This is a genomic window from Novosphingobium anseongense (genome assembly GCF_037482895.1).
Taxonomy (GTDB): domain Bacteria; phylum Pseudomonadota; class Alphaproteobacteria; order Sphingomonadales; family Sphingomonadaceae; genus Novosphingobium; species Novosphingobium anseongense.
Window position 1 is genome coordinate 920,957 of record NZ_JBBHJZ010000002.1, and the last position, 24,474, is coordinate 945,430.

The following is a 24,474-nucleotide window of genomic DNA, read 5'->3' on the forward strand; positions in this document are numbered from 1 at the left end:
AGTGAGCAACAGGGAACCGCGCAATTCGGACCTTCGCTCGCTGAGCACCTGCAACGCGTGTCGTCGACCATTGTCGGCGGGAGGAATGGGAACACACAATGCTGGAAGTGGAAAACGAGTCGACGGTGGCGGCTTCAATCGGAGCGACATGGGCGGCAATCAGCGGCTTTGAGAACTATCGCCGGTGGCACCCATACGTGATCATCGAGGGGCTCGCCGGGCTTGGCGAAGTCGTTGGCTATTCGTTCCAAGCCCAGTCCCCCCAGGCGAAGCGTTGGACGGTTGAAGGGCAGGTAACTGAGTTCGAGTTGGAACGACGCCTGACGATCAGCGTCGGCTTCCGATACCTCGGGCTCGAGGAGACCTATTCTATCTCACCACTCGCGAATGGCGTCCGCATAGTGCACGGCCTTCGGTTCACCGGTGTCCTTACGGTGCTCGGCCTGCCTGCCATTAAGCGCAATCTCGCGAAGCTGCTTACCGTGGAGGATCGCTGCCTGGTCCAACACATTGCAGTGGGTAGCGGCCGAAAATCCGTTCGGCACGCAGTCCCGCACAAGCGAAATTCGGCTTCGAAATAGCGTTGATCGTGAGCGGCGGCCTTGCTGCTGACTGCGCATCGACAGCACGCTGAGGTAACGGTGCGGCACCGGTTGGAGTGCCGGCTGTCCATTTCGGATGGAAATCTGGATAAAGGCTACACGCGGCGCTGCTATGAGCGTCCCCGAAAAGGAATTGCCTTTGATCGTCGGGAATTCACCGAGACTGCGTCAGATCGTGATCGAGGTCTGGAAGCCGTTGACCGGCCTCTTTGTCTGGGACGTTGCCGTCACCGTCTTCCACTTCCAGACCTCGTTCAACGAGCCTGCCTTGCCGCTGGCGCTGTTCGGCACGGCCCTCGCGTTGTTCCTCGGCTTCCGAACGAACGCGGCCTATGCGCGGTGGTGGGAGGCCCGGACGCTATGGGGAGCCTTGATCAACGCATCGCGCAGCCTGGCTAGGGTCACGCTCAGCCTGACGAAGGGCGAAGACGAGGCGGCAGGCATGCTGCGCCAGGACGTCATCCTTCGGCAGATCGCCTTCGCCCACGCCATGCGTTGCCAGCTCAGGGAACAGAGCCCCGCGGAAGAGATCGAACGCATCGCGGGCTCCGAGGTCGCGGCAGTTGCCATGGGCGGCGGAACTCGGCGAATGCAATTCTCGAACAGGTGTCGGGCCTCTACTCCGAGGCGCTGGACGAAGGGCGCATCTCGCCGGTCCAGCAACTCCTGGTCGAGCAGACGCTCACCGACATCGCCAACGCCCAAGGTGGCATGGAGAGGATCAAGAACACGCCGCTGCCCAACGGCTTCCGGTTCTTCCCGAACCTGTTCGTCCGTATCTTCTGCGTTCTGTTGCCTATCGCGCTTGTCGAAACGCTCGGCATGGCGACGCCGTTCGGCTCGACGCTGATCGGGCTGATCTTCCTTGCCGCGCTCAGCATCGGCGAAGATCTCACCAATCCGTTCGCCAACACCGTGCACGACGTGCCTCTAAGCGCGATGTGCCGGACGATCGAGATCGACTTGCTCCAGGCGCTGGGCCGTTCCGCCCCCGAACCGCTGAAGCCCGACCACGGCGTGCTCTGGTGATTCCTGCCGGACACGGCGAGCGCGCGCTGGCCGTTAGCCTGATGCGGGCCTGCCCCGCCTTCTGATCTCGGCATCGAACTGCCGGGAGACTGCCGTCATCATCTGCGGGCTTGACTCCGTACCATGGTACGGATGCGATAGGCGCAAGGTCCACGAGACCACGAGACCAGGGCCCAATGAAAAGTTCCAAATGCGAAGACTCTGACCTGCATCAGAATGCAATGGTTGACCGGCGCAACGTTCTGCGCGGCGCAGTCCTTGCCGGGGGGGTGGCCTCGCTGGCGGCGTGGATGCCCGCGTGGGCGCAGCCGGTGTCGGCCGGAATCGTCAGCGCCCTGCCCACGGTGTCGGGCAAGGACATCCACCTGCGCATCGCGCACCAGACGATCATGGTCGACGGACGCCAGACCCATGCCATCGGCGTCAACGGCACAGTGCCCGCCCCGCTGATCCACCTGCGCGAGGGTCAGACGGTGCGCCTGCACGTCGAGAACACGCTCGACGAGGACAGCTCGATCCACTGGCACGGCCTGCTCCTCCCGTTCCAAATGGACGGCGTGCCGGGCGTCAGCTTCCCCGGCATAAGTCCGCATTCGACCTTCACCTACGAGTTCCCCGTCGTGCAGTCGGGCACCTACTGGTATCACAGTCACTCGGGACTTCAGGAGCAGATGGGGCACTATGGCCCGATCGTGATCGACCCTGCCGGCGAGGATCCGATCCAGTCCGATCGCGAGCACGTGATCGTGCTGTCCGATCACAGCCCGCTGCATCCGCATGCGATCTTCCGCAAGCTCAAGCTTCAGGGCGGTTACTTCAACTTCCAGAAGCAGACGCTGGCGGGGCAGCTCGCGGGTCGCGACCAGTCGGGCAAGGAGCGCCGCGCCTGGGGCGCGATGCGGATGGATCCCACCGACGTGGCCGACGTGACGGGCAGCACCTACACCTACCTCGTCAACGGCTACGGCCCGCGCGACAACTGGACCGCGCTGTTCGAACCGGGCGAGCGGGTGCGGCTGCGGATCATAAACGCTTCGGCTATGACGACCTTCAACCTGCGCATTCCCGGGCTGAAGCTCACCGTCGTCCAGGCCGACGGCATGGCCGTGCGGCCCGTGCCGGTCGACGAGATCCAGATCGCCATCGCCGAAACCTACGACGTCGTCGTCGAGCCGCAGGACGACCGCGCCTACACGCTGGTGGCCGAGAGCGTCGACCGCTCCGGCATGGCCCGCGCGACCCTGGCGCCGCGGCCCGGCATGATCGCGGACGTCCCGCCGCTGCGTCCGCGACCGCTCGCCGACATGAAGGACATGGGCATGGGCGCGATGGACCACGGCGCGCACGGCGGCGGCGGCACGGAGCACACGATGCGCGACTTCTCAGTTGCGCCCGACGTCCAGAAAAGCCCGACGGTCCAGACGATTTCGCCGATGCCCGTCGACCGCACTGGCGAGCCGGGGCAGGGGCTCGAGGGCGTGGGGCACAAGGTGTTGGTCTATCGCGATCTGGTCGCGCTCGATCGCAATCCCGATGCCCGCGCACCCAACAGGGCCATGCGCATCCACCTGACCGGCAACATGGAACGCTACATGTGGGCCTTCGACGGCCGCAAGCTCAACGAGGTGAAGGCTCCGATCCCATTCCGCAAGGACGAGCGCGTGCGGATCACGCTGGTAAATGATACGATGATGGGCCATCCGATCCACCTGCACGGCCACTTCTTCGAACTCGTCACCGGCCACGGCGGCCATGCGCCGCGCAAGCATACGGTGCAGGTTCAGCCCGGCGGCACGGTGACTTTCGACCTTACCGCCGATGCGGTGGGCGACTGGGCTTTCCACTGCCACATGCTCTACCACATGCACGCCGGGATGATGCAGGTCGTTACGGTCCGCCCGAATGATGAGGCCGGGGCATGAGGGCGCCGTTCGCGCTCGTCGCTCTGGCGGCACTCGCTTTCGCGCAGGCCGCAGCCGCGCAGGACCATTCGCACCACGGCCACGGCATGGAGGCCGAAGCGCCGACGCCGGCGCCAGTGTCAGGGGCAGCGCCGCAGATGGCGATCGATCCCGATTGCCCGCCCGAACATGCCGCCATGGGGCACTGCGTTCCCAAGGCCATGCCTGCCGAGCCCGAAGCTCCGGCGGCCGGCCAGGCCTCGGCGCCTTCAGCGCCGACAGCCCACTATGCCGACCGCATCTGGGGCGCGGAGGCCATGGCCGCCTCGCGTGCCGAACTGAAAAAGCACCACGGTGGCGGTTCCTTCTCGCAGGTGATGGTCGACATCGCCGAAGTGGCCCTGCGTCGTGGCCGTGAGACCTATCGCTGGGATGCCGAAGGTTGGTTCGGCGGCGACGTCGATCGGCTGGTCGTCAAGACCGAGGGTGAGGGTGCCTTCGGCGAGGCGTTCGAGGGTGGCGAGGTCCAGGCGCTCTACAGCCGGGCGATCGACCCCTATTTCAACGTGCAGGCGGGGCTGCGGCAGGACGTCGGCCCCGGCCCGTCGCGCAGCTATGCCAGCATCGGGATCGAGGGGCTCGCGCCCTACTGGTTCGATGTCGAGGGACAGCTGTTTCTGTCGGACAAGGGCGATCTATTGGCGCGGCTGGGCGCATACTACGATCAGCGCATAACCCAGCGGCTAGTGCTCCAGCCTCGCGCCGAGGTGAATCTCGCGGCGCAGGACATGGCTCCCGAGAGGATCGGCTCGGGGCTGGTTGATGCCGAGCTTGGACTGAGACTGCGCTACGAGGTGGTACGCGAGGTCGCGCCCTATCTGGGCGTCTCGTGGGAGCGCCAGTTCGGCCGCACCGCGCGCCTCACGCGGGCTCGCGGCGATGGCACTGGCGGCTTCACGTTCGTGGCAGGCCTTCGGACCTGGTTCTGACGAAGGCGGCTGGCGTCAACACGCCCGCGGGCAGGCCAGTTAGATGAGCGGACCCGCCATCGGCGCCGTCGCTGCTCGTCCCCACCGTTCAGGCGACCGTTCGACAGCGAGCTCATCCTGGCAGGTCTTCACCAACTGCATCGCTTCGTCCGGCGTTCCTTCGGTCCACTGGCTCCACGTCTGGGGTGTCAGTATCACCGGCATTCGGTCGTGGACCTCCGCCATCTGGGGGCACCCATCCACCATCACCATCGAATAGCAGTCGCCCCATTCGTCCGTCGGCCGCCAGATCCCAGCAACCGCGAAGAGCTCGATGCCCGGCAGGGAATACCAGGTGCACGTCATGCTTCCCTTCTCGCCTTCCGCCTCGGCCCAGGCCGTCAGCGGGATCAGGCAGCGGCGTTTCTCGAAACTGGACCGCCACATGTAGCTCAGCAGCTTATCGTCGCGCGCATTGTTGACTGGTTTGGGCTTGGACGTCGGCTTCATCGCCTTGAGCCGCACGGGGAAGCCCCAGTTCATAGCCCGCAGGCTACGCACGCCTTCCTCGACGCGGATGACCATGCCGGGATAGTTCGGATAGACGTCCGTTCCGACGTTGAACTGCATCACGCGCTGCGGCTCAACCGCGAAGTACGAAGCGACCTCGGCCGCCATCGTCTTGTTCTGGTACCGGTTGCACATGCGGAAAAAGCTGGAGATCGCCCGATCGGGAGTCAACCTAGGCAAGGCGAGCTTCAGATCGCGCAATGGACTCCCGAAGCGAGTGCCAAGGCGGCAATGATGGCGGCGACCGCGCTCACCATGAACGATAACGGAAGCTTGTCCCTGAACAGGCCGAAATGCTTCTGGTCGTCGATCCATTCGATCTGATGCTGCCAAAAGAACTTGTAGTGCGCATACCAATCGCTGAACAGAATCTGCTTGGTCTGGCTGGCGGCGAAGAATTCGGTCTGGATTACCTCCAGACGGTCATGCTGGTCTTTGAGGTCCTCGCTATCGGACTTAGCTTCGACGTCGCGGTAAAGATCCCTGAGCCTGTAGAAGAGCGCCGTTAGCCGCTGCCCCTCGTCACCGTACTCCGATTTGTTGTGGTCGTAATGCGTGATATACAGGCTCATTACGCCCAGGACCAAAAGTGTGGCAGCGATCTGCTTGCTATTGAGCTGCTCCCAGACGAGGCCGTACACACCGACTGCCAATGAGACGAAACCGATGAACCCGGGCATCTTCTGGACGATGTCGTGGGTCGCAAAATTTTTCTTCGCTCCGAAGCCGACGTTGTAGCCCGTCTCCGCGATGCTCATCAGCAGGCCGGCTCTATTCATTTTCGTCCTCCTGGTTCGAGTTGATCGGCACGTGGATGCGGTCGGTCGCGACCACCACTCCGTCCACGACGGCGTAGCATTCAACTACGTGATCGCCTTTAAAGTGCGTGTGTTCGATCGCCTTCTTGTGCCCGCCATCGGCCACGATCTGTCCTCGGATGCAATCACGCCGCTCTGCCTCGGCGCCTCGGTTGAGCACTTTCCAGAACAGGCCGAAGGAGCCCTGAATGTCCGTATCGACGATTGTGAACGTCAGCTTCTTGCGGGGCTTGAGCAATGTCCGCTCGCGCAGAATCTCGCGAAGGGATGCAGGGCGGTAACCGTTCTGCTCGACGACGCAGTCGATGGTGATGTTGTTCCGGATATCGATTCCCGCGAAGACCTGCTCGGGGAATTCTTCGGTGTTGCGGAACGTGCGGGCGGATCCCTCGGCGAGTGCTGCCTTCTGAACCTTCTCGGCCGCGGGGAACAGCCGACCGTAGATGGCGCGCCACTTGTCGTTCTGGTTTGCCTTGCCCTCGGCTTCTATCGCCTTGAGGCACAGATCGTGAGCCTTCTTGGCCTTGCGCTGGAACGGCTTCTTCACCTTGACGCGCTGGCCGCTGCCCAGCGCAGCATAGTAATCCTGCTTCGGCAGGTCCTTCAGATAGGCGAAGAAGTCACGGCTCATGAAATCGTAATAGAGGAAGCTCTTCGTGTCATACTCGCTCGTGGAAGCGAGGAAATTATGCGCCAGAGTATCGATCAGGAGACCGCCCATGCCGACGCCATGCTTATTTTTCCATGCGCGGGCCATGCGGCACAACCTTCGAAGGTTGTTGTTTTTTTTCGAATCGAACTCGGACATGGCACGCATCTCCTCCTTCGGTTTCGTCGTCTTCCAAGATCCCCCGTTATACGTGTCGGGGTATTTGAAGCTTCCGTCATCCTGCTCGAACACAGGCTGCGCTTCGACACGGAAATTCGAGTATACCGCGGTAACCACGAGCCGATCGACCCTCACGTCCGTCGTCGGATACCGTGCTCGAATGGCGGCTGCGGCATCCGACAGCAGCTTTGACTGTCCGCCGTTCTTGTAGGTTTCCCACTCGCCCTTCGGCATGATGTAAAGCATATCCAGATCGGATATACCCTTGATCGCGGTGTTCCGCCCATACGACCCGACGCGAAGTGAGTGGGCCTCCTTCGATTCACTCTCGCGGAATTTCTTGTTCAACGCACAGGTGATTTCACCGTAACGAGCGGAGATCGTCTCTGCATTGTCAACGGCCAGATTCCTCAAAAACTGCTTGAACGTATCTGCGATACTCAAATTCCACCCCCTGATCTTGCGCTTTCGCCCTTTAGATCAATTGAGGAGCGCGCGCATGGCCAGAGGCCATGCATCCACAGCTTATTGGTCTTCTGTACATCGCCTGCCGCATTTGCCGTCGAGTCGCGAACGACCAAAATTTCATGGCGATTCTCTGGCAGAGACCCTCGCGTTAACTTCATCGTCAATTCACGGTCGGCGACGTGTTTCCGTCCGCACGTAGCACGCTGGCTATCGGGTGTTCGCCGTTCTGCTCGAACATCGCCCTCGCCATGCGCGCATGCTCGTGCAGGCGATCCGCGAAGGCCTTCGCGCCCCGCCGCAGCGCGCCGGCGTTGGGATGCTCGGGCGCCTGCTCCATGACCAACGCCATGCCTAAGAGAATGCCATCGATCACCGCGTCGGGATCCCGCGTACCCGTCAGCCTGGGCATGGTGCCGCTCGCGATGAGCTTCACGGTCAGGTCGGCCACCGACATCGTGATGCGCTCCTGGTCGTCGAGTTCGTGCTCCAGCCGACCCAGCAGGTTCATGTGGTCCATCGCGCTCAAGCCCTCACCGAAATCTGGAGACGGCCCTGTTCCACTCGCGTTCGGGTGGCAGCGGTAGGCGCACTGTCGGGTCCTCTGTCCCCTCCGCCGTGATCGTGGGCCTGACCCTCCGACCCGATGAAGCCAGGCAAACCGAGCAAAAGTGGCGCCGTCGCACCAACGAGAACGCGCCGTCCCAGCCCTTCCGCTCGTAAAGCCACCACAGCGCGTGAGGGTGGAAGAGCGCCGCGTGTCCGCAGCGGCAAGCCATCCTGACGGTCCGCCGCCAAGCTGCGGCTTCCATCAGGCAGGTTGCGATCGGCACGCCGTCCCGAAAAGCCATCGTTCAGCACGCAGGGCCGTCCTCGTCGTCGAAGCCAGTGTACCGCTCGACGTCGATGGGATCGGTGATCAGCATCTCGTAGAAGGACCGCCGCTTCCGGAAGTCCACGCCCTCGCTCGCGACGTCGTGGATCGCGTTCTGGCGAAATGCGATCGCGTGGGCGGCGACCTCGGCGGGCTCGATCCCTTCGGCCGCGCAGAACGAGATCAACGCCGCCATTCGCGCATTCTCAGCGCCCAGGCGGCCGATCTCCAAGGGCTCAGCCCTGTACACGCGCAATCCCCGCTCGAACTGATCCACGGTCAGATGCACCGTGTTCATGCGCACCAGCGCCCGGCGCCAGTCGGCGTCCGGCGCGTCCTGCCCCGGCATGACGAAGGGGGCGTGGTGCACCCGCTCGAGGCCGGGCATCTCAAGCAGTAGCTGGTCGGGCATTGGTCCTTCTCCGCGACTCGATGAGCTCTCAGTTGTAGAACATAAAAAGAACAAAACCAATGACGGCAGGCTTGCCGATCCATATGCTTGGGCCGAATCAGGTTCACTGAGGAAGGGTCGATGGAGCACGTTCCGCTAGCTTTCGCGCAAGACGACGCCGCGGTGGCGGCCATCGGATCACAGACGCGCTTTGACTTCGACGCGCTGCTTCCGACGCCGCTGCCGGGCGAGTTTCCGCCATGCGTCGGCCAGTTCGACCGGGTCGCGATTACCGTGCCGGAGCCCGAGCGGGAGGCTTTCGGGGAGTGGTTGCTGCGACAGTCCAGCCGCAAGGACTGGATCGGAGAACTATCGAAGGCGGCAAAGGCCGACAGGTCCTTTCCCAAGAGCGGGACCGTCGACGACGTGCGCCGCCGCCTGCAGGAGCAGGGAGCCGACGGAGACGTCTACGAGGCTCTGGACGACGCCGAGCTCGACTGGGCCAGCTTCTAACGGCCATGCTCGAGATCGTCCCCGTCCATCTCGCGCCGATCGAGCTGCCCTTGCTGCTCGTCAGCACCCCTGCCGGCTTCCCGTCGCCCGCGCAGGACGACATGGAGGAGCCGATAGATCTCGGCGAGTGGCTCGTCGAGCATCCGGCCGCGAGCTACATCATGCGGATCGAGGGCAACTCGATGTCGGGGGCGGGTATCCACGATCGCGACCTGATCGTGGTCAGCAGGGCGAAGAAACCGCGGCCCGGACACATCGTCGTCGCGCTCGTGCACGGTGAAAGAACGCTCAAGCGACTGCGCCGGCGAGGGGACAGGCTCTGGCTCGTCGCCGAGGCCGAAGGCTATCCCGCCATCATCGTCGACGAGCACGTTGAGGTCTGGGGCGTGGTCGTCAGCCTGGCGCGGAGATTCGCGTGATCTCCCCCGTCGCCCTCATCGACTGCAACAACTACTACGTGTCCTGCGAGCGTGCCTTCGACGCCACCCTCGTCGGCGTGCCCGTGATCGTGCTGTCCAACAACGACGGATGTGCGATCGCCCGCTCGGCCGAAGCAAAGGCTCTCGGCATACGTATGGGCGATCCGGTCCACCTGATACGCGACAAGGTGAAGGCGCATGGCATCCGCGTGCTATCGTCCAACTACGCGCTCTACGGCGACATGCAGCGGCGCGTCGTCGCTGCGATCCAGCCGTTCGCCCGGGACTTCGAGATCTACTCCATCGACGAGACCTTCGTCGACTTCGCCGGCTTCGAGCACCTCGACCTCGTCGCGCACGCCCGCGACATGAGCGCGCAGGTCCGGCGCTGGACCACAATCCCGACATGCGTCGGCATCGGGCCGACGAAGACCCTGGCCAAGCTCGCCAACGCGGCCGCAAAGAAGAATCCCCTGTTCAACGGCGTGGCGGACCTGCGCGAGGACACGACCCGCGACTGGGTGCTCGACCGGTTCCCCGCCGGCGACGTCTGGGGCGTCGGCCGTGCCACCGCCGCCAAGCTTGCCGACCTCGGGATCACGACGGCCGGGCACCTTCGCGACATGGCCATGAAGCAGGCCAGGGGTATCGGCACCGTCGTCCTCGAACGGCTGATCGCCGAGCTGCGTGGCATACCGGCAATGGCGGTCGAGACCATCGAGCCGCAGCGCAAGGGCATGGCCGTCACCCGCTCGTTCGGTACGCCTGTCGACGACGTCGACACGCTCATGGGGGCAGTCGCCCAGTATGCGATGCGCGCCGGCGAGAAGCTCCGGCAGCACGGGCTGGTCGCTGGCCGGCTGACCGTGTTCTTCCATACGAACCCGCACAAGCCGGAACGCCCTCAGTATTCGGCATCGCGAGCCTTCAGTATGCAGCCGATGACCAGCGACGGGTTGGCGCTCCTTGCCTACGCCCGTCGCGGCGTCGAACGGGCCTGGCGCGAAGGGTACGGCATCACGAAGGCGGGGATCCTGCTGGACGACCTGATCGGTGAGGATCTGCGCCCCCGAACGCTGTTCGATGACGATGGCGAGCAGCGGGCGAGGCTGATGCGCGCGATGGACGAGGTGAACGGTTGCTTCGGGAAATTCACCGCGGTCCCCGCGACGCAGGGCTTCAGGCGCGGGTGGAGCGCCCGTTCGGAGGCGAGGTCGCCGAACTACACGACGCAGATCACCGATGTGCCCGTTGCGCGAGCGTGAATGCGCTAAGTCATTGAAAAGAGATTCAACTTAGCATTTGAAATCCAAGGATTTTTCTCGTAATCTATCGACGACGAGATACGCCGGAACTACCTTTCGCCCGAACGCCGCGCGTGGGAGGGCAGCCTCTGAGACGGTCGCCCGCAGGATGGCAACCTACCGCTCAGTTGAATGGAAGGCCGGGGCTCGTCACCTTTTCTCGAACCGATAGCCGAAGTGTTCGAATATGGCCTGGTCCTCGACAGGTATCGTGCCCTGATGGGCGAAAGGAAGCCGCAAGAGGCTGTAGTCGGCGATGCGCTTCGTCCTCGCGCATTTCGGGAAAACCGGCTTCAGGTTCTGAGCTGGCTTCAGGCAGTGCTTGTTTCCGACAGAACAAGCGGCCTGGAAGATGGCGCTTGCGGCAATGTCGGCCAGCTGTAGGCCAGCTACGTCGGCATGCGGCCTTACTTCGCAATGGCTTCCGAAGATGATCCCCGGCGCCAGACCCCGCTTCTTGAGCACCAGCGTCTTGGTCAAGGTCTGCGCCTCGAGCTTGCTCAGGTATGCCCGGAGTTCGCGATAGTCGTGCCCACCGCGCTCGGAGAAGACGATCTTCGCGGGCGTTACCGGATCGTCGTCGGCGAGACACTTGCGATAGCACCACTCGGTCACGCGCTCGAGAAGCAGGCGAAGGCACCAGTTGTAGAATTCCCTGTCGTTCGCCCGACCTAACGTCGAATTATAGTGTTCCCGCATCGTGTCCTTCAGCGAAGCCAGCGCGAATATCCTGACTGGCTTGCGACCAAGCATCCGGGTCACCCGTTCGCGGTTGGTCTCGCTTAGTGTTCGATAGTGAAGTCCCTTCGATCCATGACTACGCACCGCCTCGCGCATGTCCGCGACCCAGTCGACTACTTCGAGATCCCGGCTTGCACGAACAACGACCGCCGAGAGTACGAACCAGTCGGTCCAGAGCCGCTCGTCGGTCGCCTTCGGCTTGACGCCTGGATCGCCGGCTTCATCTATATATATGAGGAACTTCGGGACCATCGACCGTTACTGCCTCCGAAATCCGAATTAATCGAGTCCTGCGGGTGGGCATCTTCTGGCACCCCAGTAACGAGCCCTGAGTAGCCCCTAGTTTTCTAGACGCCTTCTGCTTTCAAAATCTGCTGCCGTTCGAACTGTGCGGGTGATAGCATCCCGTTTCTGACCTGCTTGCGCACCGGGTTGTAGAACATCTCGATGTAATCGAACACGTCCTGCCGGGCTTCCTCGCGTGTTTTGTAGGTCCGGCGCCGGATGCGCTCTCGCTTGAGCGAGGAGAAGAAGCTCTCGGCTACGGCGTTGTCATGGCAGTTGCCGCGCCGACTCATCGAATGCTCAAGATTGTGAGCTCGGATGAAGGCAGCCCAGTCCATGCTGGTGAACTGCGAGTCCTGATCCGAATGGATCAGCACCCGTTGCTTCGGCTTACGACGCCATACCGCCATGTGCAGCGCCTGCAGCACCACGTCGGTGGTCTGCCGGCTCTGCATGGACCAACCCACCACGCGGCGCGAGTACAGGTCGATCACGACAGCCAGATAGGCGAAGCCTTCCAGGGTGCGAATGTAGGTGATGTCCGTCACCCAGGCCCGATCGGGGGCAGCGACGTCGAACTGGCGATCCAGAGTGTTGTCGATCGCCAGGGATGGCTTGCCACCATGGCTCCCGGGCCGGCGCTTGTAGCCGACCTGCGCCTTGATACCCGCCAGCCTGGTCAACCGCGCAACGCGGTTCGGACAGCAAACCTCGCCCTGATCCAACAGGTCGTCGTGCAGCTTGCGGTAGCCATAAACCTTGCCGCTGTCGTTCCAGGCTTGCCGGAGCAACTCCGTCTGGCGAACATCTTCCCGGGCCCGCGGGCTCAGCGGGCTCTTCTGCCACGCATAGTAGCCACTGGGCTGGATGCGCAGGCACCGACACATCGACCGAACCGGAAACTGGTCACGATGCTCGGCAACGAAGGCGTATCTCACTTTGCATCCCTGGCGAAATACGCGGTGGCTTTTTTTAGGATATCGCGCTCCTCGGTCACCCGGGCCAGCTCGCGCTTCAACTGACGGATCTCGGCATCCTTGCCGGCATCGCCCGACACCACCTTCGCCAGCTGCCGCTTCCAGGCATAAAGCGAGTGCGGACTGACGCCGAGCCGCTGTGAAACCTCGGCTACCGGATAACCACGCTCGGTGATCTGAGCCACCGCATCACGCTTGAACTCATCGCTGAAATTGGGCTTCCCCATCATCGCCTCCTGTCCTCAAAATTAGGATGGAAGGCGTCCAGAAATCTAGGGGCTACTCAGACGGCCGCGCGCTTGCGGCCGGGGAAACTCGCTCTGCTATCAGGTCCCACTCCTCGTCGGAAAAATCGTTGGGAAAGTGCGAGCCTTGCGATCAATCTCAGAAATTCGGTCACGGCTCGATACTGTCCAAATCCGCGCCCTGAATCAGATTTCAGTGCGCAGGAGCCCTCAAACGATTGTCCAAACAGTCTATCAGGTCGCGGCGCTCTCAGCCGCTGCCTTGGTCGCACGGGCCGTCTTGGGTTTCGCAGTGGCCTTGCGTGGCGCCAACTTCACGCCGGCCTTCCGGCCAAGACCGATCTTCTTTGCCAAGCCCCGGCGCATCTCGGCGTAGCTCTCTGCGACCATCGGGTAGTCAGCCTTGAGGCCATAGCGTTCACGGTACTCAGCAGGCGTCAGGCCATGCGTCGACAGATGGCGCTTGAGCGTCTTGTAGGGCTTGCCGTCGATCATCGAAATCAGATGATCCTTCGAGGCGAGCGAGCGGCGGACCGTGACCGCAGGCTTGTATTCGGGCTCGGTCGGTGTTTCAGCTTCCGCCACCGGAGATCCGGCCAAGCCAGTCACAGCGTCATGCATCGTCTGCAGAAATCCCGGAACTTCCTCAGCAGAGGCGCGCGTGTTGGGATTGGACAGCCACGCGATCGTCAGCTCAGTCGCCAATTCGAGGAAATTATTGTCTGGGGTAGGCTCTGCCATGGGTTTAGCTCCATTATGGATGTATCGGACGCACTCTTGATACCCCCGACGTCAACGCAGCATTTAAAGCCATTGATGGCAAGCACGGACCTCAAAAGCGACCAGACAGGGATAACCAGGAGGGTCGGAGTGCGACTAGCGCATCACGAACTACGGCGGGCATTTCTGCTCATCGCTTTGAACTCCCCGGTCAGGTGCGCTCTCGTCCGCGATGACAAGCTCATCATCGGAGTACGGTTGAAATCCAACGTCTGCCGAATTGGGTTGCATATTGATGCCTTGGCTAGCCCCTTCGAGAAACCGGCACACGGCCAGCAACCCGTCAACGCCACCGTCAATCATAAGCACGACTGGAGCCAGCCCATTGAAGGGTTCAGCCAGGTGGCAGTTGCGCAGCCAGGCATTCGTCTCGCATTCTCCCTCGAATAAAATCGTCAGAGTCCGATGTATCCGGAAAGCGAGAGAAATCCGAAAAAGCGTGTTCGTCGTGAGTACCAGCGCCGAATGGTTGAGCGCTCTGCGCTCCCATCTGTGGTAGGCCGACGTTGATCGGCCGCCGAGCAGGCAGCAGCGCTGACACCGAGACAGATTCCAGCCATCAGAGATTGCGGTGAACGTGCGCAACGCTGGCCCGCTTAAACGCCTCCGGTTCTTGATGGAGTACCGCCGATGATCGCGAAGCGAGACTGTCTCCTCAGCCTTTGCTTCGATCATCCCGCCAAACTCCTCAGTAGAATCAACTTGATCGCGCTAGCGGTAAAGCGACATCAATCGCTCGACACGCCTCATCGAATCCGGCTCGAAAGACACGAAATTGTTGGCTCCAAGGCGCTGGCTTTCGAAAGCGACCAACCCTTCGATGAAAGTTCCGCCTGCTTCTATTGATGCTAATGCCGCCGCAATGGCCGGTCGGTTGGCCACAACTTTTTCAGCACGGAGCAGCACGTGAACCGCTCTGGCAACATCATTGGCCGCCAACCCGTGATCCTGTTGGAGACTGTGAACGAACTCACAAAGAGGTGGGATCGCCACTGCGACCAAGTCTGCCTTTTTGAGAATTCTCTCGGCCTGATTAGGACCAAAATCGCCATCTCGAAGGACGGCGCTAACCAAAACATCGGAAGCAACCGCGATTCTGATCATTGATTGACACCTTGGTCGATGGAGCCGGTGGCGATGCATGTCGCACCGGACCGCTGCTCAAGAAGACCGATAAAATCTTCGATATACCCGCGGCATGTTCCTTGGTTCAAATGGGGTATCGCGTCCGTGATGCGGACAGCGTCGCGCTCAGGCTGCAGTCGCGGCGAAACGACAGCAAACTCCCGACGGCGGCTGCCGGCGTAGTGCATCACTTCGAACGGACGGCCAGTCTCTTGATCCTCAAAGATCAGTTTGGTGTTGGCTCTGAATGGGCTCAGGTAAAGATTGATGGCACGCAGGTGGCTAACGCCGTTAGATCTGAGCGATTGCACAATGCGGTCGAGCGCGTCCTCGAACTCCCACAGCGAGTAAGCGCCTGCAATTTTTATTCGCACAGTCTGCCACCTTGCACATGTTGGGGCAGACCGGCCGAAGCCGGGTGTTCGTAACCTGAGCAGTCGCAAAGGCGCCGCCGCCTTTGGGCGAGCCTTGGACATACGCGACGGCCACCCGGCCGCAGAACTGCGACCGGCCAACTGCTCAGGGGTTACGACGCCCCGCCGTCGGAATTTGCCGACGGTCGCAAGGTCATTGCAGATGGAATATGCTTGATCAAGGCCGTTGTACCGATCGCAGCCCAGCCGCTTCCTCCACAGTAGGTGTTGCCCTTCTTTCCGTGGTGAAGTTGAGATGCTGGTCTATCTGAGGAGGCGCCTTTGCGCTGCGGATGCCGGGAATCCCTGCAACATTTCGTGTGAAAGTCACTTCATTTGTGAAGAGGACGTGGGTCATCCGCTGGGAGAAGCAGATGTACGAATTGAGTGGTAAGCGCATTCTGGTGATGGAACAGCAGGCGATGCTAGCTCAGTTCCTGACGGATATGCTCGGGGATCTGAATTGTCGCGTGGTAGGGCCGGCGACTCGAGTTCCACAGGCGCTTGCCCTGCTTGTGGAGAATGATGTCGAAGCGGCGATTCTAAATTGGGAGCTAGGCGACGAGTCAAGCAGCGTCGTGGCAGAAGAACTGCTTCGACGCGGTATACCGTGGGCTTTTGCGAGCTCGAGGCGTACTTCTGACCTTGCTCGGCGCTATCCTGACGCACCCTTGCTCACCAAGCCCTTCGCGTCAGCGCATGTGCAGCGTGTGCTCGAGCAACTTTTGATGCCTGCGATCCAATGAAAATTAGGGGTTCTGCCGCATGGTAGGGTTGTTGAGGTAGCGTGTTCATAGCCTCGCCGATGCCGAGGCGTTGGGTGCGACCCGAGCGCCCTGTCAACAGAACCGTTCTGCCGCCTGCGGCGGTTGCGCTCAACGTAGTTCGAAGATGAACTTCGAACTACGTTGAGCGCTCAAATTAGCGCAGCACTCAATGGATGCCTTAGGTAAGCGGATTCGGTATGCGCTTAGACGCAAGACACGTGAGTTTCCCAAGATCTAAGCGGATAGGAGTCAGATATAACGGCGGCGAGCTCAAGGTCATCTTGATCAACCACGGTAGCGAGGACTTCGCGATCCGCCGCGGTGACCGCGTCGCCCAGCTCGTGTTGGCGCCCGTGGTCCAGGCCTCGTGGCTCAAGGTCGACGAACTCGACGACACCGCGCGCGGCGAAGGCGGTTTCGGCTCGACTGGCGGCGTCACCGCGCTGGGGAATTGACTCCTTCACTCAGTGGAAATCGCGCGACTTGGGCAGTACCCGCACGTCGCGAGGATGCACGCCGGAGCGCGGCGGCGGCTCTTCGCGTCCGCGCGGATGCTGCGGGTGAAGGAAGACGTCGGCCCGCGAGAGCCGCGGATTGGCGTCGTCGATCTCGGAGAGCTGGCCCAGCACCTCGGTGCGGTCGATGATCCGGCTGGCCATGACGTGGATCACGCCTTCCTTGCTGCGCTGAAGCTCCCCCTCGACCTGCATCAGTCGCGCGGCCATGACCTCGCGGCGGAAACGCTCGAAGGTGCGCGCCCACATGATGACATTGGCGATCCCCGTCTCGTCCTCGAGCGTGACGAAGATCGCATTGCCCTTGCCCGGTCGCTGACGCACGAGCACCACGCCGGCGACGGTCAGCCGTACGCCGGCCTTGGCCTTGCTCAGATCGGCACAGCACAGGACGCCCTCGCGTGCAAAGACCGGGCGCAGCACCGTCATCGGATGCTCCTTCAGCGAAAGCCGCGTGGTCTGGTAATCGGCCGCGACCTGCTCGCCGAGCGTCATCGCCGGCAGCGCGATCGCGGGTTCCTCGCCGAGCTCGCGCGCCTGGGCATGGGCGAACAGCGGCAGGGCATCGGGCGGCGTGCGCCGCGCCTCCCATAGCGCCGCGCGGCGATCGAGAGCGATCGAGCCGAAGGCGTCGGCATCGGCGAGCAGGCGCAGCCCGCGTTGCGGCACATGCCCGCGCCGCGCGAGTTCCTCGACGCTGGCGAAAGGCGCGGCGGCCTCGATGGCGTGCGCCCAGTCCTTGCGGAAGCCGCCGACCTGCCGCGTGCCGAGCCGCAGTGCGAGCGCGCCGTCACCGCGGCGTTCGAGCGTGCAGTCCCAGGCCGAATGGTTGACGTCCACGGGCAGCACCTCGACGCCGTGCTCTTGCGCATCGCGGACGAGCTGTGCCGGCGCATAGAACCCCATCGGCTGCGAGTTGAGCAATGCGCAGGTGAACACCGCAGGCTGGTGGCACTTGATCCAGGCCGAGACGTAGACCAACCGCGCGAAGGACAGCGCGTGACTCTCGGGGAAGCCATAGGAGCCGAAGCCCTTGATCTGGTCGTAGCACCGCCTCGCGAATTCAGCCGGATAACCGCGCGCGGTCATGCCATCGACCATCATCTTCTCGAACTTGTGGATCGTGCCCACATTGCGGAAGGTGGCCATGGCACGGCGCAACTGATTGGCCTCGGTCGGGGTAAACCCTGCGGCGGTGATCGCCAGCTTCATCGCCTGTTCCTGGAAGATCGGCACCCCGAAGGTCTTGCCAAGCAATCCGTGCAATTCGTCCTTGGGATGGGGTGGATTGGGTTCGGGGAACTCGTAAGATTCCTTGTCGCAACGGCGGCGCAGATAGGGGTGGACCATGTCGCCTTCGATCGGGCCGGGCCGGACGATCGCGACCTGCACCGAGAGGTCGTAGAGATCTTCCGGCTTGAGCCGCGGTAGCATGTTCATCTGCGCGCGGCTTTCGACCTGGAACACGCCGATGCTGTCGCCCTCGCCGAGCATGTCGTAGACGGCCTTGTCGCTGGACTCGATATCGACATCGAGCGCGTGTTCGCCGAGCCCGTGCTCGCGCATCAGCGTGAAGCTCTTGGCGATGCAGGTCAGCATGCCCAGCGCCAGCACGTCGACCTTCATCAGCCTGAGCTCGTCGATGTCGTCCTTGTCCCACTCGATGAAGGTGCGGTCTTCCATCGCGCCATTGTGCACCGGTACGGTTTCGTCGAGCCGGTCTTCGGTCAGCACGAAGCCGCCGACGTGCTGTGACAGGTGGCGCGGGAACTTGAGAATCTGCTCGACGAAATGATGCAGCCGACCAATCTCGGGATTGTCGGGATCGAAGCCCGCATCGATCAGCCGCTTCTCCTCGTACTTTGCGGCGAAGCTGCCCCAGACTGTGCTCGAAAGCCGCGCGGTGACGTCTTCGGAAATGCCCAGAGCCTTGCCGATCTCGCGCACGGCGCTGCGCGGGCGGTAGTGGATCACGGTCGCGGCTATGCCGGCGCGATGGCGGCCGTAGCGTTGGTAGATGTATTGCATGACCTCCTCGCGCCGCTCGTGCTCGAAATCGACGTCGATGTCGGGCGGCTCGCGGCGCTCGTCGGAGACGAAGCGCGAGAACAGCAGGTCATAGTGCCCAGGATCGACCGAGGTCACGCCCAGCAGGAAACAGACGATCGAATTGGCCGCGCTGCCACGGCCCTGGCAGAGGATTGGTGGCTTTTGCTCGCGCGCGAAGCGGACCAGGTCGTAGACTGTGAGGAAATAGTAGGCGTAGTTCTGCTCTCTGATCAGAGTGAACTCTTCCACCAGCAGCTTGCGCACTTTGCTGTTGAGTGAGGGGCCGTAGCGCTGGAACGCAGCGCGCATGACCAGATGAATGAGATAGCCCAGCGGCTTCCAGCCTTCGGGCACCGGCTCGTGCGGATATTCGTATTGAAGATCCTCGAGCGTGAACGCGATCCCGTCCATGAAACGCTGGGTTTCGGTGATCGCCTCGGGGCACGAGGTGAAGAGCCGCGTCATTTCGGCGGATGATTTGAGGTGCCGCTCGCCATTGGCCTCGAGCCGACGTCCGGCCTCGGTGATCGTGGTGCCCTCGCGGATGCAGGCCATCAGGTCGTGTAGCTGGCGATCGCCGGCTTCGGCATAGAGCGCATCGTTGGTGGCGAGCAGCGACACGCGCGCCTTGCGGGCAATCGCCTGGAATTCGGCGAGGCGACGGGCGTCGCAACCCCGGTGCGCCATCGTCGCGCCGAGCCAGACCCGATCCGGCATGCGCCGGACCAGACGTTCGAGCAGCGGCAGCAGGCCCGGCGGCTGAACCAGTCGGAGCGTCGGAATGGGTTCGTCGTCGAAATAGGCGACCGGCTTGGGATGCGGCCGCTGCAAGGTCGAAGTCGATTCGGAGAGAACGATCAGTTGCAGGTCTTCGTGAAAGGTCAGCAGGTCGTCGAGGCTGAGGATGCAGTCGCCCTTGAGCGCACGCAGGTTGCCGCGCGACAGCAGGCGCGTGAGCCGTCCCCAACCACGGCGCGAGGTCGGATAGGCGAGGATGTCGGGTGTGCCATCGACGAAGACCAGGCGTGCGCCGACGATGAGGCGGAACCCGGGAAGGTCGATACCTTCCGTCTCGGCATCCTCGCGGGCTTCGCGCAGGGCCTTGTGCGCGCGGACCACGCCGGCAACGGTATTGCGATCGGCAATGCCGATGCCGGTCATCCCGAGCGTGATCGCCTTGGCCACCATGTCTGACGGTTGCGAGGCTCCGTGCAGAAACGAATAGTTGGTCGCGGCGCCGAGTTCGGCAAAGGCCGGAGAGGGGGTGTTCACGCGAAAAGGCCGTGAACGAACCAGTCGGGATGCTCGACTTCGAGCTCTTGGAGGCCATGGCGGAACAGCCAGAAGCGGTGGCCCATCTCGTCTTCGACTCGGTAATAGTCGCGCGTCCGGCCGGGATTGCCCACATGGCCGTCGTGGCGGCGCCACCACTCACTGGCGATGCGTTCTGGACCTTCGTGGCGGAAGACCCGGTGCGGCCGGCCCTTCCAGACAAACAGGGCGGGGTGCCCGTCAGGCAGGGAGGCTGTCACCCGCACCCGCTGCGGCGGATCGAGGAGGACCAGTGGACGCAGCGGTGGATCGCCTTCATCGCTTTCGAGCCAGGTCGATGGGCTGGGCTTGCTGCGCAGGGAGTGCAGGTTCCCAGCGCGTTCGGGCACATGGCTGTTGCCCGCGATGAAGCGCAGCACGCGCGCCGGGCCGTGACGCACCGCGAGGCGATCGAGCAGCGGGCCTATGTCGTCGGCGGCTCGCCGCTCGGTCTCAAGCGTGTGCTGACGGTCGGGCAGGACCTCGGCATGGACCACCAGCAGGTCCACGCTGTCGTAGCCGAAGCCAGGGTCGAGTGGGTCGGCCAGGCTGTCGATCCGCTCCCGGAGCAGGCGCAGCACCAGCGCGGGATCGCGTGTCGGCGTGCCGGTCTCGACTTCGAGCCGGGCGATATGGCCGTCGCTGCGATGGAGGCGCACGCGAAAGGCGCGGCCGCCTTCGCCGCGTGTGCGGAGTTCTTCGCCCGTGCGTTCGAGCAGGTGCTCGATAACCTCGAGTACGTCGTCGGTGCGGCCGATCGGCTCGGCAAAGCGCTGCTCGGCGAAAACCTTCTCGCGCCGATGCTGGGGGACGATGTGCCCGTCTTCCTCGCCGAGTAGCCGGGCGAGTCGTGTGATCGTGGCCATGCCGAAGCGCGCGGCAAGCACGGTACGCGGCACTTGGGCGAGATCGCCGATCCGGCGAAAGCCGGCGCGCGTGAGCGCGTGGAGGGTCTCGGGCTCGGCATCGAGCGCGGCGAGGGGCAGCCGCTCGATAGCCTCGCCGCCGTATCGAGCGAGGGCGCGTGCCGCTTGCGGCGTTTTGGCCAGGCCCGCGCGGATGGTCAGCCGCTCGGCCGCCATCCGCGCGAGCAGGTGATCGCGCAGGCCCGCCTCGCCACCATGGAGGTGCGTGCATCCGGTTACGTCAAGGAGCAGGCCCTGTGGCGGGTCGCACTGCACCGAGGGCGTATAGTCGCCGCACAGTCCGGAAAGTCGCGTCAACAGCGCGGCATCGGCGAGCGGATCGTGCGGGAATGCGGCAAGGTGGGGAACGCAGCCCCGCGCGTCGGCCAGCGCCTGGCCGACTTCCAGCTTCAGACTAAAGGCTTCGGGATTGAGCGCCGCGATGCGCAGGGCGCCGCGCTGCTTCTCGATCAGCACGAAGGCGCGGTCAGCCGGTGCCTTGCCGCAGGCGATCATCCGTTCCGCCGGCAGCCACGGCAGGAACAGCGCGAGGTAACGGCGCTGCCTCGCGAAAAGAGACTGTGTCACGGTTCCACTCCAGGGTGATCGAAAGCCCTTCGCCGCCGCCGCGGCGGCGAAGCAGGGTGAGCGCGAAGGCCGGATGGCCGGGGGCCTCTGCCGGCAGCGGTAGCGAGGGCGCGGCTGCGACTTGCCAGCGGGTGTGCGCGGCGCTCGGCACGGGGGGCGCTTGTGAGCGCGCGAGCAGGACCATCGTCGCGCTGGCGGCCCCAGCCAGTGCCAGTCGCCGCGTCGCGGTGAGATCGAGCAGCGGTTGGCGACCGTGCAATTCGAGCAGGACGACCGCCGCCGCGCCGTCGCGTACGCAGTCGAGCCCCGCGCGCAGGAGCGCCTTGCCGTCCTGCAGCATCAGCAGGGTCACGGCGTCGGGATCGAGCCCGAGTTCGACGAGGCCGGGGCCATAGGGGCGGCCCACCGCGTCGTCCTGTCGTGCCCAGATCAGTGGGCGGCCGTCGAGATCCTGGCGCAGCCGCGCGACGAGAAGGGCGAAGCCGAGCGCGGCGACGCTGTCGATCCTGTCGGCGGCGTGGAATTCGTGCAGACCATCGGCCCGCAGGCCCCCCGCGAGCGCCTGGTCGAGCCAGGCTTCGCCTAGCGGCACCAGCCCCATGGGCTGTGGGGCCGCCGGCAACGCAACAGGCAGGGGCGAATCGACTTGCATGTGTTCATGATATGTTCTTTTTGTGTGGGAGTCAGCAGGAAGCCGGCCTTGCCAGTTGTTGGATCAACGAAGGATCAGAACGCCGCGTCCCATTCCGCTTCCTTGAAGCCCACCAGCAGGCCCCCCGGATGTTCGACCACCGGGCGCTTGATCGCGCTGGGGTTGGCTTCCATCACGCGCACCGCCTTGGCAGCGTCGAGTCCTTCCTTGTCGGCCTCGGGCAGCTTCTTGAAGGTCGTGCCCGCGCGATTGAGCACCTTCTCCCAGCCGGCCTTCGCGACCCATTCGGTCAGCTTTGCCGGATCGGTGCCCTGCTTCTTGTAGTCGTGGAAGGTGTAGGCGATTCCCTTGGTCTCGAGCCAGGTCCGCGCCTTCTTGACCGTGTCGCAATTGGGAATGCCGTAGAGGGTGACGCTCATCAGTCGGGTCTTTCGAAACGCCGGATGCGCGGGGCATCGCAGGCGAACAGAGTGAAGTCGTGATAGTATTCTGCGCGGCCGCGCTGCTGGATCGCCGCGTGGTCGGGATGGCTGCCCCAGGCATGCATCGCCGCCTCGCTCGACCATTCGGAGATCGCGACAACCTCGCCATCGTCAGCGGTATAGCTCTTGAAACTCAGAAATCCGGGCTGTGCGCGTGCCAGTGTTTCCATGCGGGCGGCGTCGGCGCCATAGGCCTGGGCGTCGATTTCGGCACGTTTGCGATTGCGGAAGACGACGAGGAACATGGACGCCACTCCTAGCGACTCGTCCCGCGCCGGGGGAGTGGACTTTTTGCGCCATCCACGACAAAGCGCGGGGCATGAGCGTCAACAGCTTCGGCCGTCTTTTCCGTTTCACCACCTGGGGCGAAAGCCACGGGCCGGCGCTGGGCGCCGTGGTCGACGGGTGCCCGCCGGGCCTGGCCATCAGCGAGGCCGACCTGCAGCCGTTCCTCGATGCGCGCCGCCCGGGCCAGTCCAAGTTCACCACGCAGCGGCAGGAGCCCGATGCGGTGAAGATCCTGTCGGGCGTGTTCGAAGGCAAGACCACCGGCACACCCATCAGCCTGATGATCGAGAACGTGGACCAGCGTTCGAAGGACTATTCCGAAGTCGCGCTCGCCTATCGCCCCGGCCACGCCGACTACGCCTATGACGCCAAGTACGGCTTCCGCGACTATCGCGGCGGTGGGCGCTCTTCGGCGCGCGAGACCGCAGCACGGGTCGCCGCGGGCGGCGTCGCGCGGCTGGTGATCCCCGAGGTCACGATCCTGGCCTATGTCACCGAAATTGGCGGCGACGCGATCGACCGGGCGAACTTCGATCCTGCCGAGATCGCCAACAACCCGTTCTTCTGCCCCGACGCAGAAGCCGCCAAGCGCTGGGAGAAGCTGGTCGACGACGCGCGGCTCGCCGGTTCCTCGCTCGGCGCCGTGGTCGAATGCGTCGCCGAGGGCGTACCCGCGGGCTGGGGGGCGCCACTCTACGGCAAGCTCGATGCCGATCTCGCCTCGGGCATGATGAGCATCAACGCGGTCAAGGGCATCGAGATCGGCGACGGCTTCGCCGCGGCGCGCCTGACCGGCGAGCAGAACGCCGATCCGATGCGGCCAGGCAATGGTGGGCCGCGCTTCCTGGCCAACCACGCGGGCGGCATCGCTGGAGGCATCTCGACCGGGCAGCCGGTCGTCCTGCGCGTGGCCTTCAAGCCGACCTCGTCGATCCTCACCCCGGTCGAGACGATCACGCGCGAGGGTGAGGCTTCGGAAATCCGCACCAAGGGTCGCCACGATCCCTGCGTCGGTATCCGCGGTGCGCCGGTGGTCGAGGCGATGATGGCGCTGGTCCTGGCCGACCACAAGCTGCTGCACCGCGGGCAGGTCGGCGCCTGATTAGCGCGGTCGTTTGAGCACGATGTAGACCGCACCCGCGCCGCCGTGGCGCGGATGGGCGGGGCGGATCGCAGCGATCTTGCTCGCGTGCGGGCCGATCGCCAGCCAGTCCATGAACTTGCGACGGATCACGCCGCGGCTGCGGCGATCCTCGCTCGGCCGTTCGCGGCCGGTGATCAGCAACACCACGCGCGCGCCCTGCTGCAAGGCCAGGGTCAGCCCGTGTTCGAGCCGGGCATGCGCGGCGTCGAGCGTGGCGCCGTGGAGATCGAGCGTGAAATCGGGCGCGACGACGCCGCGCGCGAGGCGCCGGTCCCAGCCAGCGTCGAGGCCGTGGCGGTCGAGCGTGGCGGGCGCAGGGCGGGCCTTGATATCCTCCCCGGCACGAGGAGAGGGAACTGCCGCAGGCTGGGTAAAGGGCGCGATGGGTTTGACGCGTTTTCGCGGTGGCGGTGGGGCTGAAGGCACCGGCTCATCCGCTACGCCCCCTTCTGAGCCTGTCGAAGGGCGGGGAGGATGGAAGCGTTCCACCGTCTGCGCGACTTTCGCCCAGAGCGCCGCCTCCT

25 protein-coding genes and 2 pseudogenes are annotated in these 24,474 nt (G+C 63.7%); 10 read left to right on the forward strand and 17 right to left on the reverse strand.

The features are described from left to right. Window positions 1-98: 98 nt before the first annotated feature. The 4 genes and pseudogenes from WG901_RS13210 (at window position 99) to WG901_RS13225 (ending at window position 4,521) form a co-directional block, all read left to right on the forward strand. The gene (locus tag WG901_RS13210; RefSeq protein WP_339587534.1) at window positions 99-581 is read left to right on the forward strand and encodes an SRPBCC family protein; all 483 of its coding nucleotides are present in this window, start codon (window positions 99-101) and stop codon (window positions 579-581) included. 160 nt (window positions 582-741) lie between these two features. After that, window positions 742-1,631: pseudogene (locus WG901_RS13215) on the forward strand (bestrophin family protein). 221 nt (window positions 1,632-1,852) lie between these two features. Further along, window positions 1,853-3,553 carry a copper resistance system multicopper oxidase gene (locus WG901_RS13220; RefSeq protein WP_417602960.1) on the forward strand — a complete coding sequence of 567 codons (1,701 nt, stop codon included), beginning with the start codon at window positions 1,853-1,855 and terminating at the stop codon, window positions 3,551-3,553. Then, the gene (locus WG901_RS13225) at window positions 3,550-4,521 is read left to right on the forward strand and encodes a copper resistance protein B (RefSeq protein ID WP_339587536.1); all 972 of its coding nucleotides are present in this window, start codon (window positions 3,550-3,552) and stop codon (window positions 4,519-4,521) included. Before WG901_RS13220 ends, WG901_RS13225 begins: the two co-directional genes overlap by 4 nt. A gap of 39 nt (window positions 4,522-4,560) precedes the next feature. On the opposite strand, the gene WG901_RS13230 is transcribed toward WG901_RS13225, so the two are convergent. The 5 genes from WG901_RS13230 to WG901_RS13250 all read right to left on the reverse strand — a co-directional run bounded on the left by WG901_RS13230 (window position 4,561) and on the right by WG901_RS13250 (window position 8,468). Then, the gene (locus WG901_RS13230) at window positions 4,561-5,271 is read right to left on the reverse strand and encodes an SOS response-associated peptidase (protein WP_339587537.1); all 711 of its coding nucleotides are present in this window, start codon (window positions 5,269-5,271) and stop codon (window positions 4,561-4,563) included. Then, complete coding sequence (locus tag WG901_RS13235; protein ID WP_339587538.1) at window positions 5,259-5,849, reverse strand: SLATT domain-containing protein; 591 nt, start codon at window positions 5,847-5,849, stop codon at window positions 5,259-5,261. The genes WG901_RS13230 and WG901_RS13235 overlap by 13 nt, the downstream gene beginning before the upstream one ends. Then, window positions 5,842-7,161, reverse strand: coding sequence for an SMODS domain-containing nucleotidyltransferase (locus tag WG901_RS13240; RefSeq protein ID WP_339587539.1), 1,320 nt, complete (start codon window positions 7,159-7,161; stop codon window positions 5,842-5,844). The genes WG901_RS13235 and WG901_RS13240 overlap by 8 nt, the downstream gene beginning before the upstream one ends. 184 nt (window positions 7,162-7,345) lie before the next feature. Continuing rightward, entirely contained in the window at window positions 7,346-7,711 is a 366-nt protein-coding gene (locus tag WG901_RS13245; protein ID WP_339587540.1) for a hypothetical protein, read from the reverse strand. A gap of 325 nt (window positions 7,712-8,036) precedes the next feature. Then, window positions 8,037-8,468, reverse strand: a complete 432-nt coding sequence (locus tag WG901_RS13250; protein WP_339587541.1) for a hypothetical protein — start codon at window positions 8,466-8,468, stop codon at window positions 8,037-8,039. A gap of 120 nt (window positions 8,469-8,588) precedes the next feature. Between WG901_RS13250 and WG901_RS13255 the strand changes: the two genes are divergently transcribed. From WG901_RS13255 to WG901_RS13265, 3 genes are read left to right on the forward strand one after another with little or no spacing between them, the layout of a single operon-like run. Beyond that, complete coding sequence (locus WG901_RS13255) at window positions 8,589-8,960, forward strand: hypothetical protein (protein WP_339587542.1); 372 nt, start codon at window positions 8,589-8,591, stop codon at window positions 8,958-8,960. A 5-nt stretch (window positions 8,961-8,965) separates the two neighbouring features. After that, window positions 8,966-9,379, forward strand: coding sequence for a LexA family protein (locus WG901_RS13260; RefSeq protein ID WP_339587543.1), 414 nt, complete (start codon window positions 8,966-8,968; stop codon window positions 9,377-9,379). Then, on the forward strand, window positions 9,376-10,644 hold the full coding sequence (locus WG901_RS13265; protein WP_339587544.1) for a Y-family DNA polymerase: 1,269 nt from the start codon (window positions 9,376-9,378) through the stop codon (window positions 10,642-10,644). The genes WG901_RS13260 and WG901_RS13265 overlap by 4 nt, the downstream gene beginning before the upstream one ends. A gap of 189 nt (window positions 10,645-10,833) precedes the next feature. Here WG901_RS13265 and WG901_RS13270 read toward each other — a convergent pair whose 3' ends face one another. The 6 genes from WG901_RS13270 to WG901_RS13295 all read right to left on the reverse strand — a co-directional run bounded on the left by WG901_RS13270 (window position 10,834) and on the right by WG901_RS13295 (window position 15,210). Then, complete coding sequence (locus tag WG901_RS13270; protein WP_339587545.1) at window positions 10,834-11,676, reverse strand: DUF3800 domain-containing protein; 843 nt, start codon at window positions 11,674-11,676, stop codon at window positions 10,834-10,836. A 95-nt stretch (window positions 11,677-11,771) separates the two neighbouring features. Beyond that, window positions 11,772-12,913 (reverse strand): IS3 family transposase gene (locus WG901_RS13275; protein ID WP_417602967.1). Its coding sequence is split into 2 segments (ribosomal slippage): window positions 11,772-12,673 and window positions 12,673-12,913, totalling 1,143 coding nucleotides; the frame shifts between segments, so codons are not numbered across the junction. 252 nt (window positions 12,914-13,165) lie between these two features. Continuing rightward, window positions 13,166-13,672: a Ros/MucR family transcriptional regulator gene (locus WG901_RS13280; RefSeq protein ID WP_339587547.1), complete on the reverse strand. Its 507-nt coding sequence runs from the start codon at window positions 13,670-13,672 to the stop codon at window positions 13,166-13,168. Window positions 13,673-13,822: 150 nt separating this feature from the next. Continuing rightward, entirely contained in the window at window positions 13,823-14,386 is a 564-nt protein-coding gene (locus WG901_RS13285) for a hypothetical protein (RefSeq protein WP_339587548.1), read from the reverse strand. A gap of 36 nt (window positions 14,387-14,422) precedes the next feature. Next, window positions 14,423-14,815, reverse strand: a complete 393-nt coding sequence (locus tag WG901_RS13290; protein ID WP_339587549.1) for a PIN domain-containing protein — start codon at window positions 14,813-14,815, stop codon at window positions 14,423-14,425. Continuing rightward, complete coding sequence (locus WG901_RS13295) at window positions 14,812-15,210, reverse strand: hypothetical protein (protein WP_339587550.1); 399 nt, start codon at window positions 15,208-15,210, stop codon at window positions 14,812-14,814. The genes WG901_RS13290 and WG901_RS13295 overlap by 4 nt, the downstream gene beginning before the upstream one ends. Before the next feature lie 413 nt (window positions 15,211-15,623). Between WG901_RS13295 and WG901_RS13300 the strand changes: the two genes are divergently transcribed. Together WG901_RS13300 and WG901_RS13305 are read left to right on the forward strand one after the other, a co-directional pair. Continuing rightward, the gene (locus tag WG901_RS13300; RefSeq protein ID WP_339587551.1) at window positions 15,624-15,995 is read left to right on the forward strand and encodes a response regulator; all 372 of its coding nucleotides are present in this window, start codon (window positions 15,624-15,626) and stop codon (window positions 15,993-15,995) included. A 284-nt stretch (window positions 15,996-16,279) separates the two neighbouring features. Then, window positions 16,280-16,471 (forward strand): annotated as a pseudogene (locus WG901_RS13305) (dUTP diphosphatase); the annotation flags it as partial. A 9-nt stretch (window positions 16,472-16,480) separates the two neighbouring features. Here the strand turns inward: WG901_RS13305 and WG901_RS13310 are convergent. From WG901_RS13310 to WG901_RS13330, 5 genes are all read right to left on the reverse strand, one after another. Continuing rightward, window positions 16,481-19,852: an error-prone DNA polymerase gene (locus WG901_RS13310; RefSeq protein WP_339587552.1), complete on the reverse strand. Its 3,372-nt coding sequence runs from the start codon at window positions 19,850-19,852 to the stop codon at window positions 16,481-16,483. Next, window positions 19,849-21,384 (reverse strand): Y-family DNA polymerase, encoded by a 1,536-nt coding sequence (locus WG901_RS13315; protein WP_339587553.1) that lies wholly within the window; start codon window positions 21,382-21,384, stop codon window positions 19,849-19,851. Before WG901_RS13315 ends, WG901_RS13310 begins: the two co-directional genes overlap by 4 nt. Then, window positions 21,284-21,976, reverse strand: coding sequence for an ImuA family protein (locus WG901_RS13320; RefSeq protein ID WP_339587554.1), 693 nt, complete (start codon window positions 21,974-21,976; stop codon window positions 21,284-21,286). Before WG901_RS13320 ends, WG901_RS13315 begins: the two co-directional genes overlap by 101 nt. Window positions 21,977-22,110: 134 nt before the next feature. Continuing rightward, window positions 22,111-22,455, reverse strand: a complete 345-nt coding sequence (locus WG901_RS13325) for an arsenate reductase (RefSeq protein ID WP_339587555.1) — start codon at window positions 22,453-22,455, stop codon at window positions 22,111-22,113. Then, window positions 22,455-22,763, reverse strand: coding sequence for an antibiotic biosynthesis monooxygenase family protein (locus WG901_RS13330; protein WP_339587556.1), 309 nt, complete (start codon window positions 22,761-22,763; stop codon window positions 22,455-22,457). Before WG901_RS13330 ends, WG901_RS13325 begins: the two co-directional genes overlap by 1 nt. Before the next feature lie 74 nt (window positions 22,764-22,837). Here WG901_RS13330 and aroC point away from each other — a divergent pair, with 74 nt between their 5' ends. Next, window positions 22,838-23,908, forward strand: coding sequence for a chorismate synthase (gene aroC / locus WG901_RS13335; RefSeq protein ID WP_339587557.1), 1,071 nt, complete (start codon window positions 22,838-22,840; stop codon window positions 23,906-23,908). Here the strand turns inward: aroC and WG901_RS13340 are convergent, their stop codons facing one another. After that, window positions 23,909-24,376: a Smr/MutS family protein gene (locus WG901_RS13340; protein ID WP_339587558.1), complete on the reverse strand. Its 468-nt coding sequence runs from the start codon at window positions 24,374-24,376 to the stop codon at window positions 23,909-23,911. Window positions 24,377-24,474: the final 98 nt, after the last annotated feature.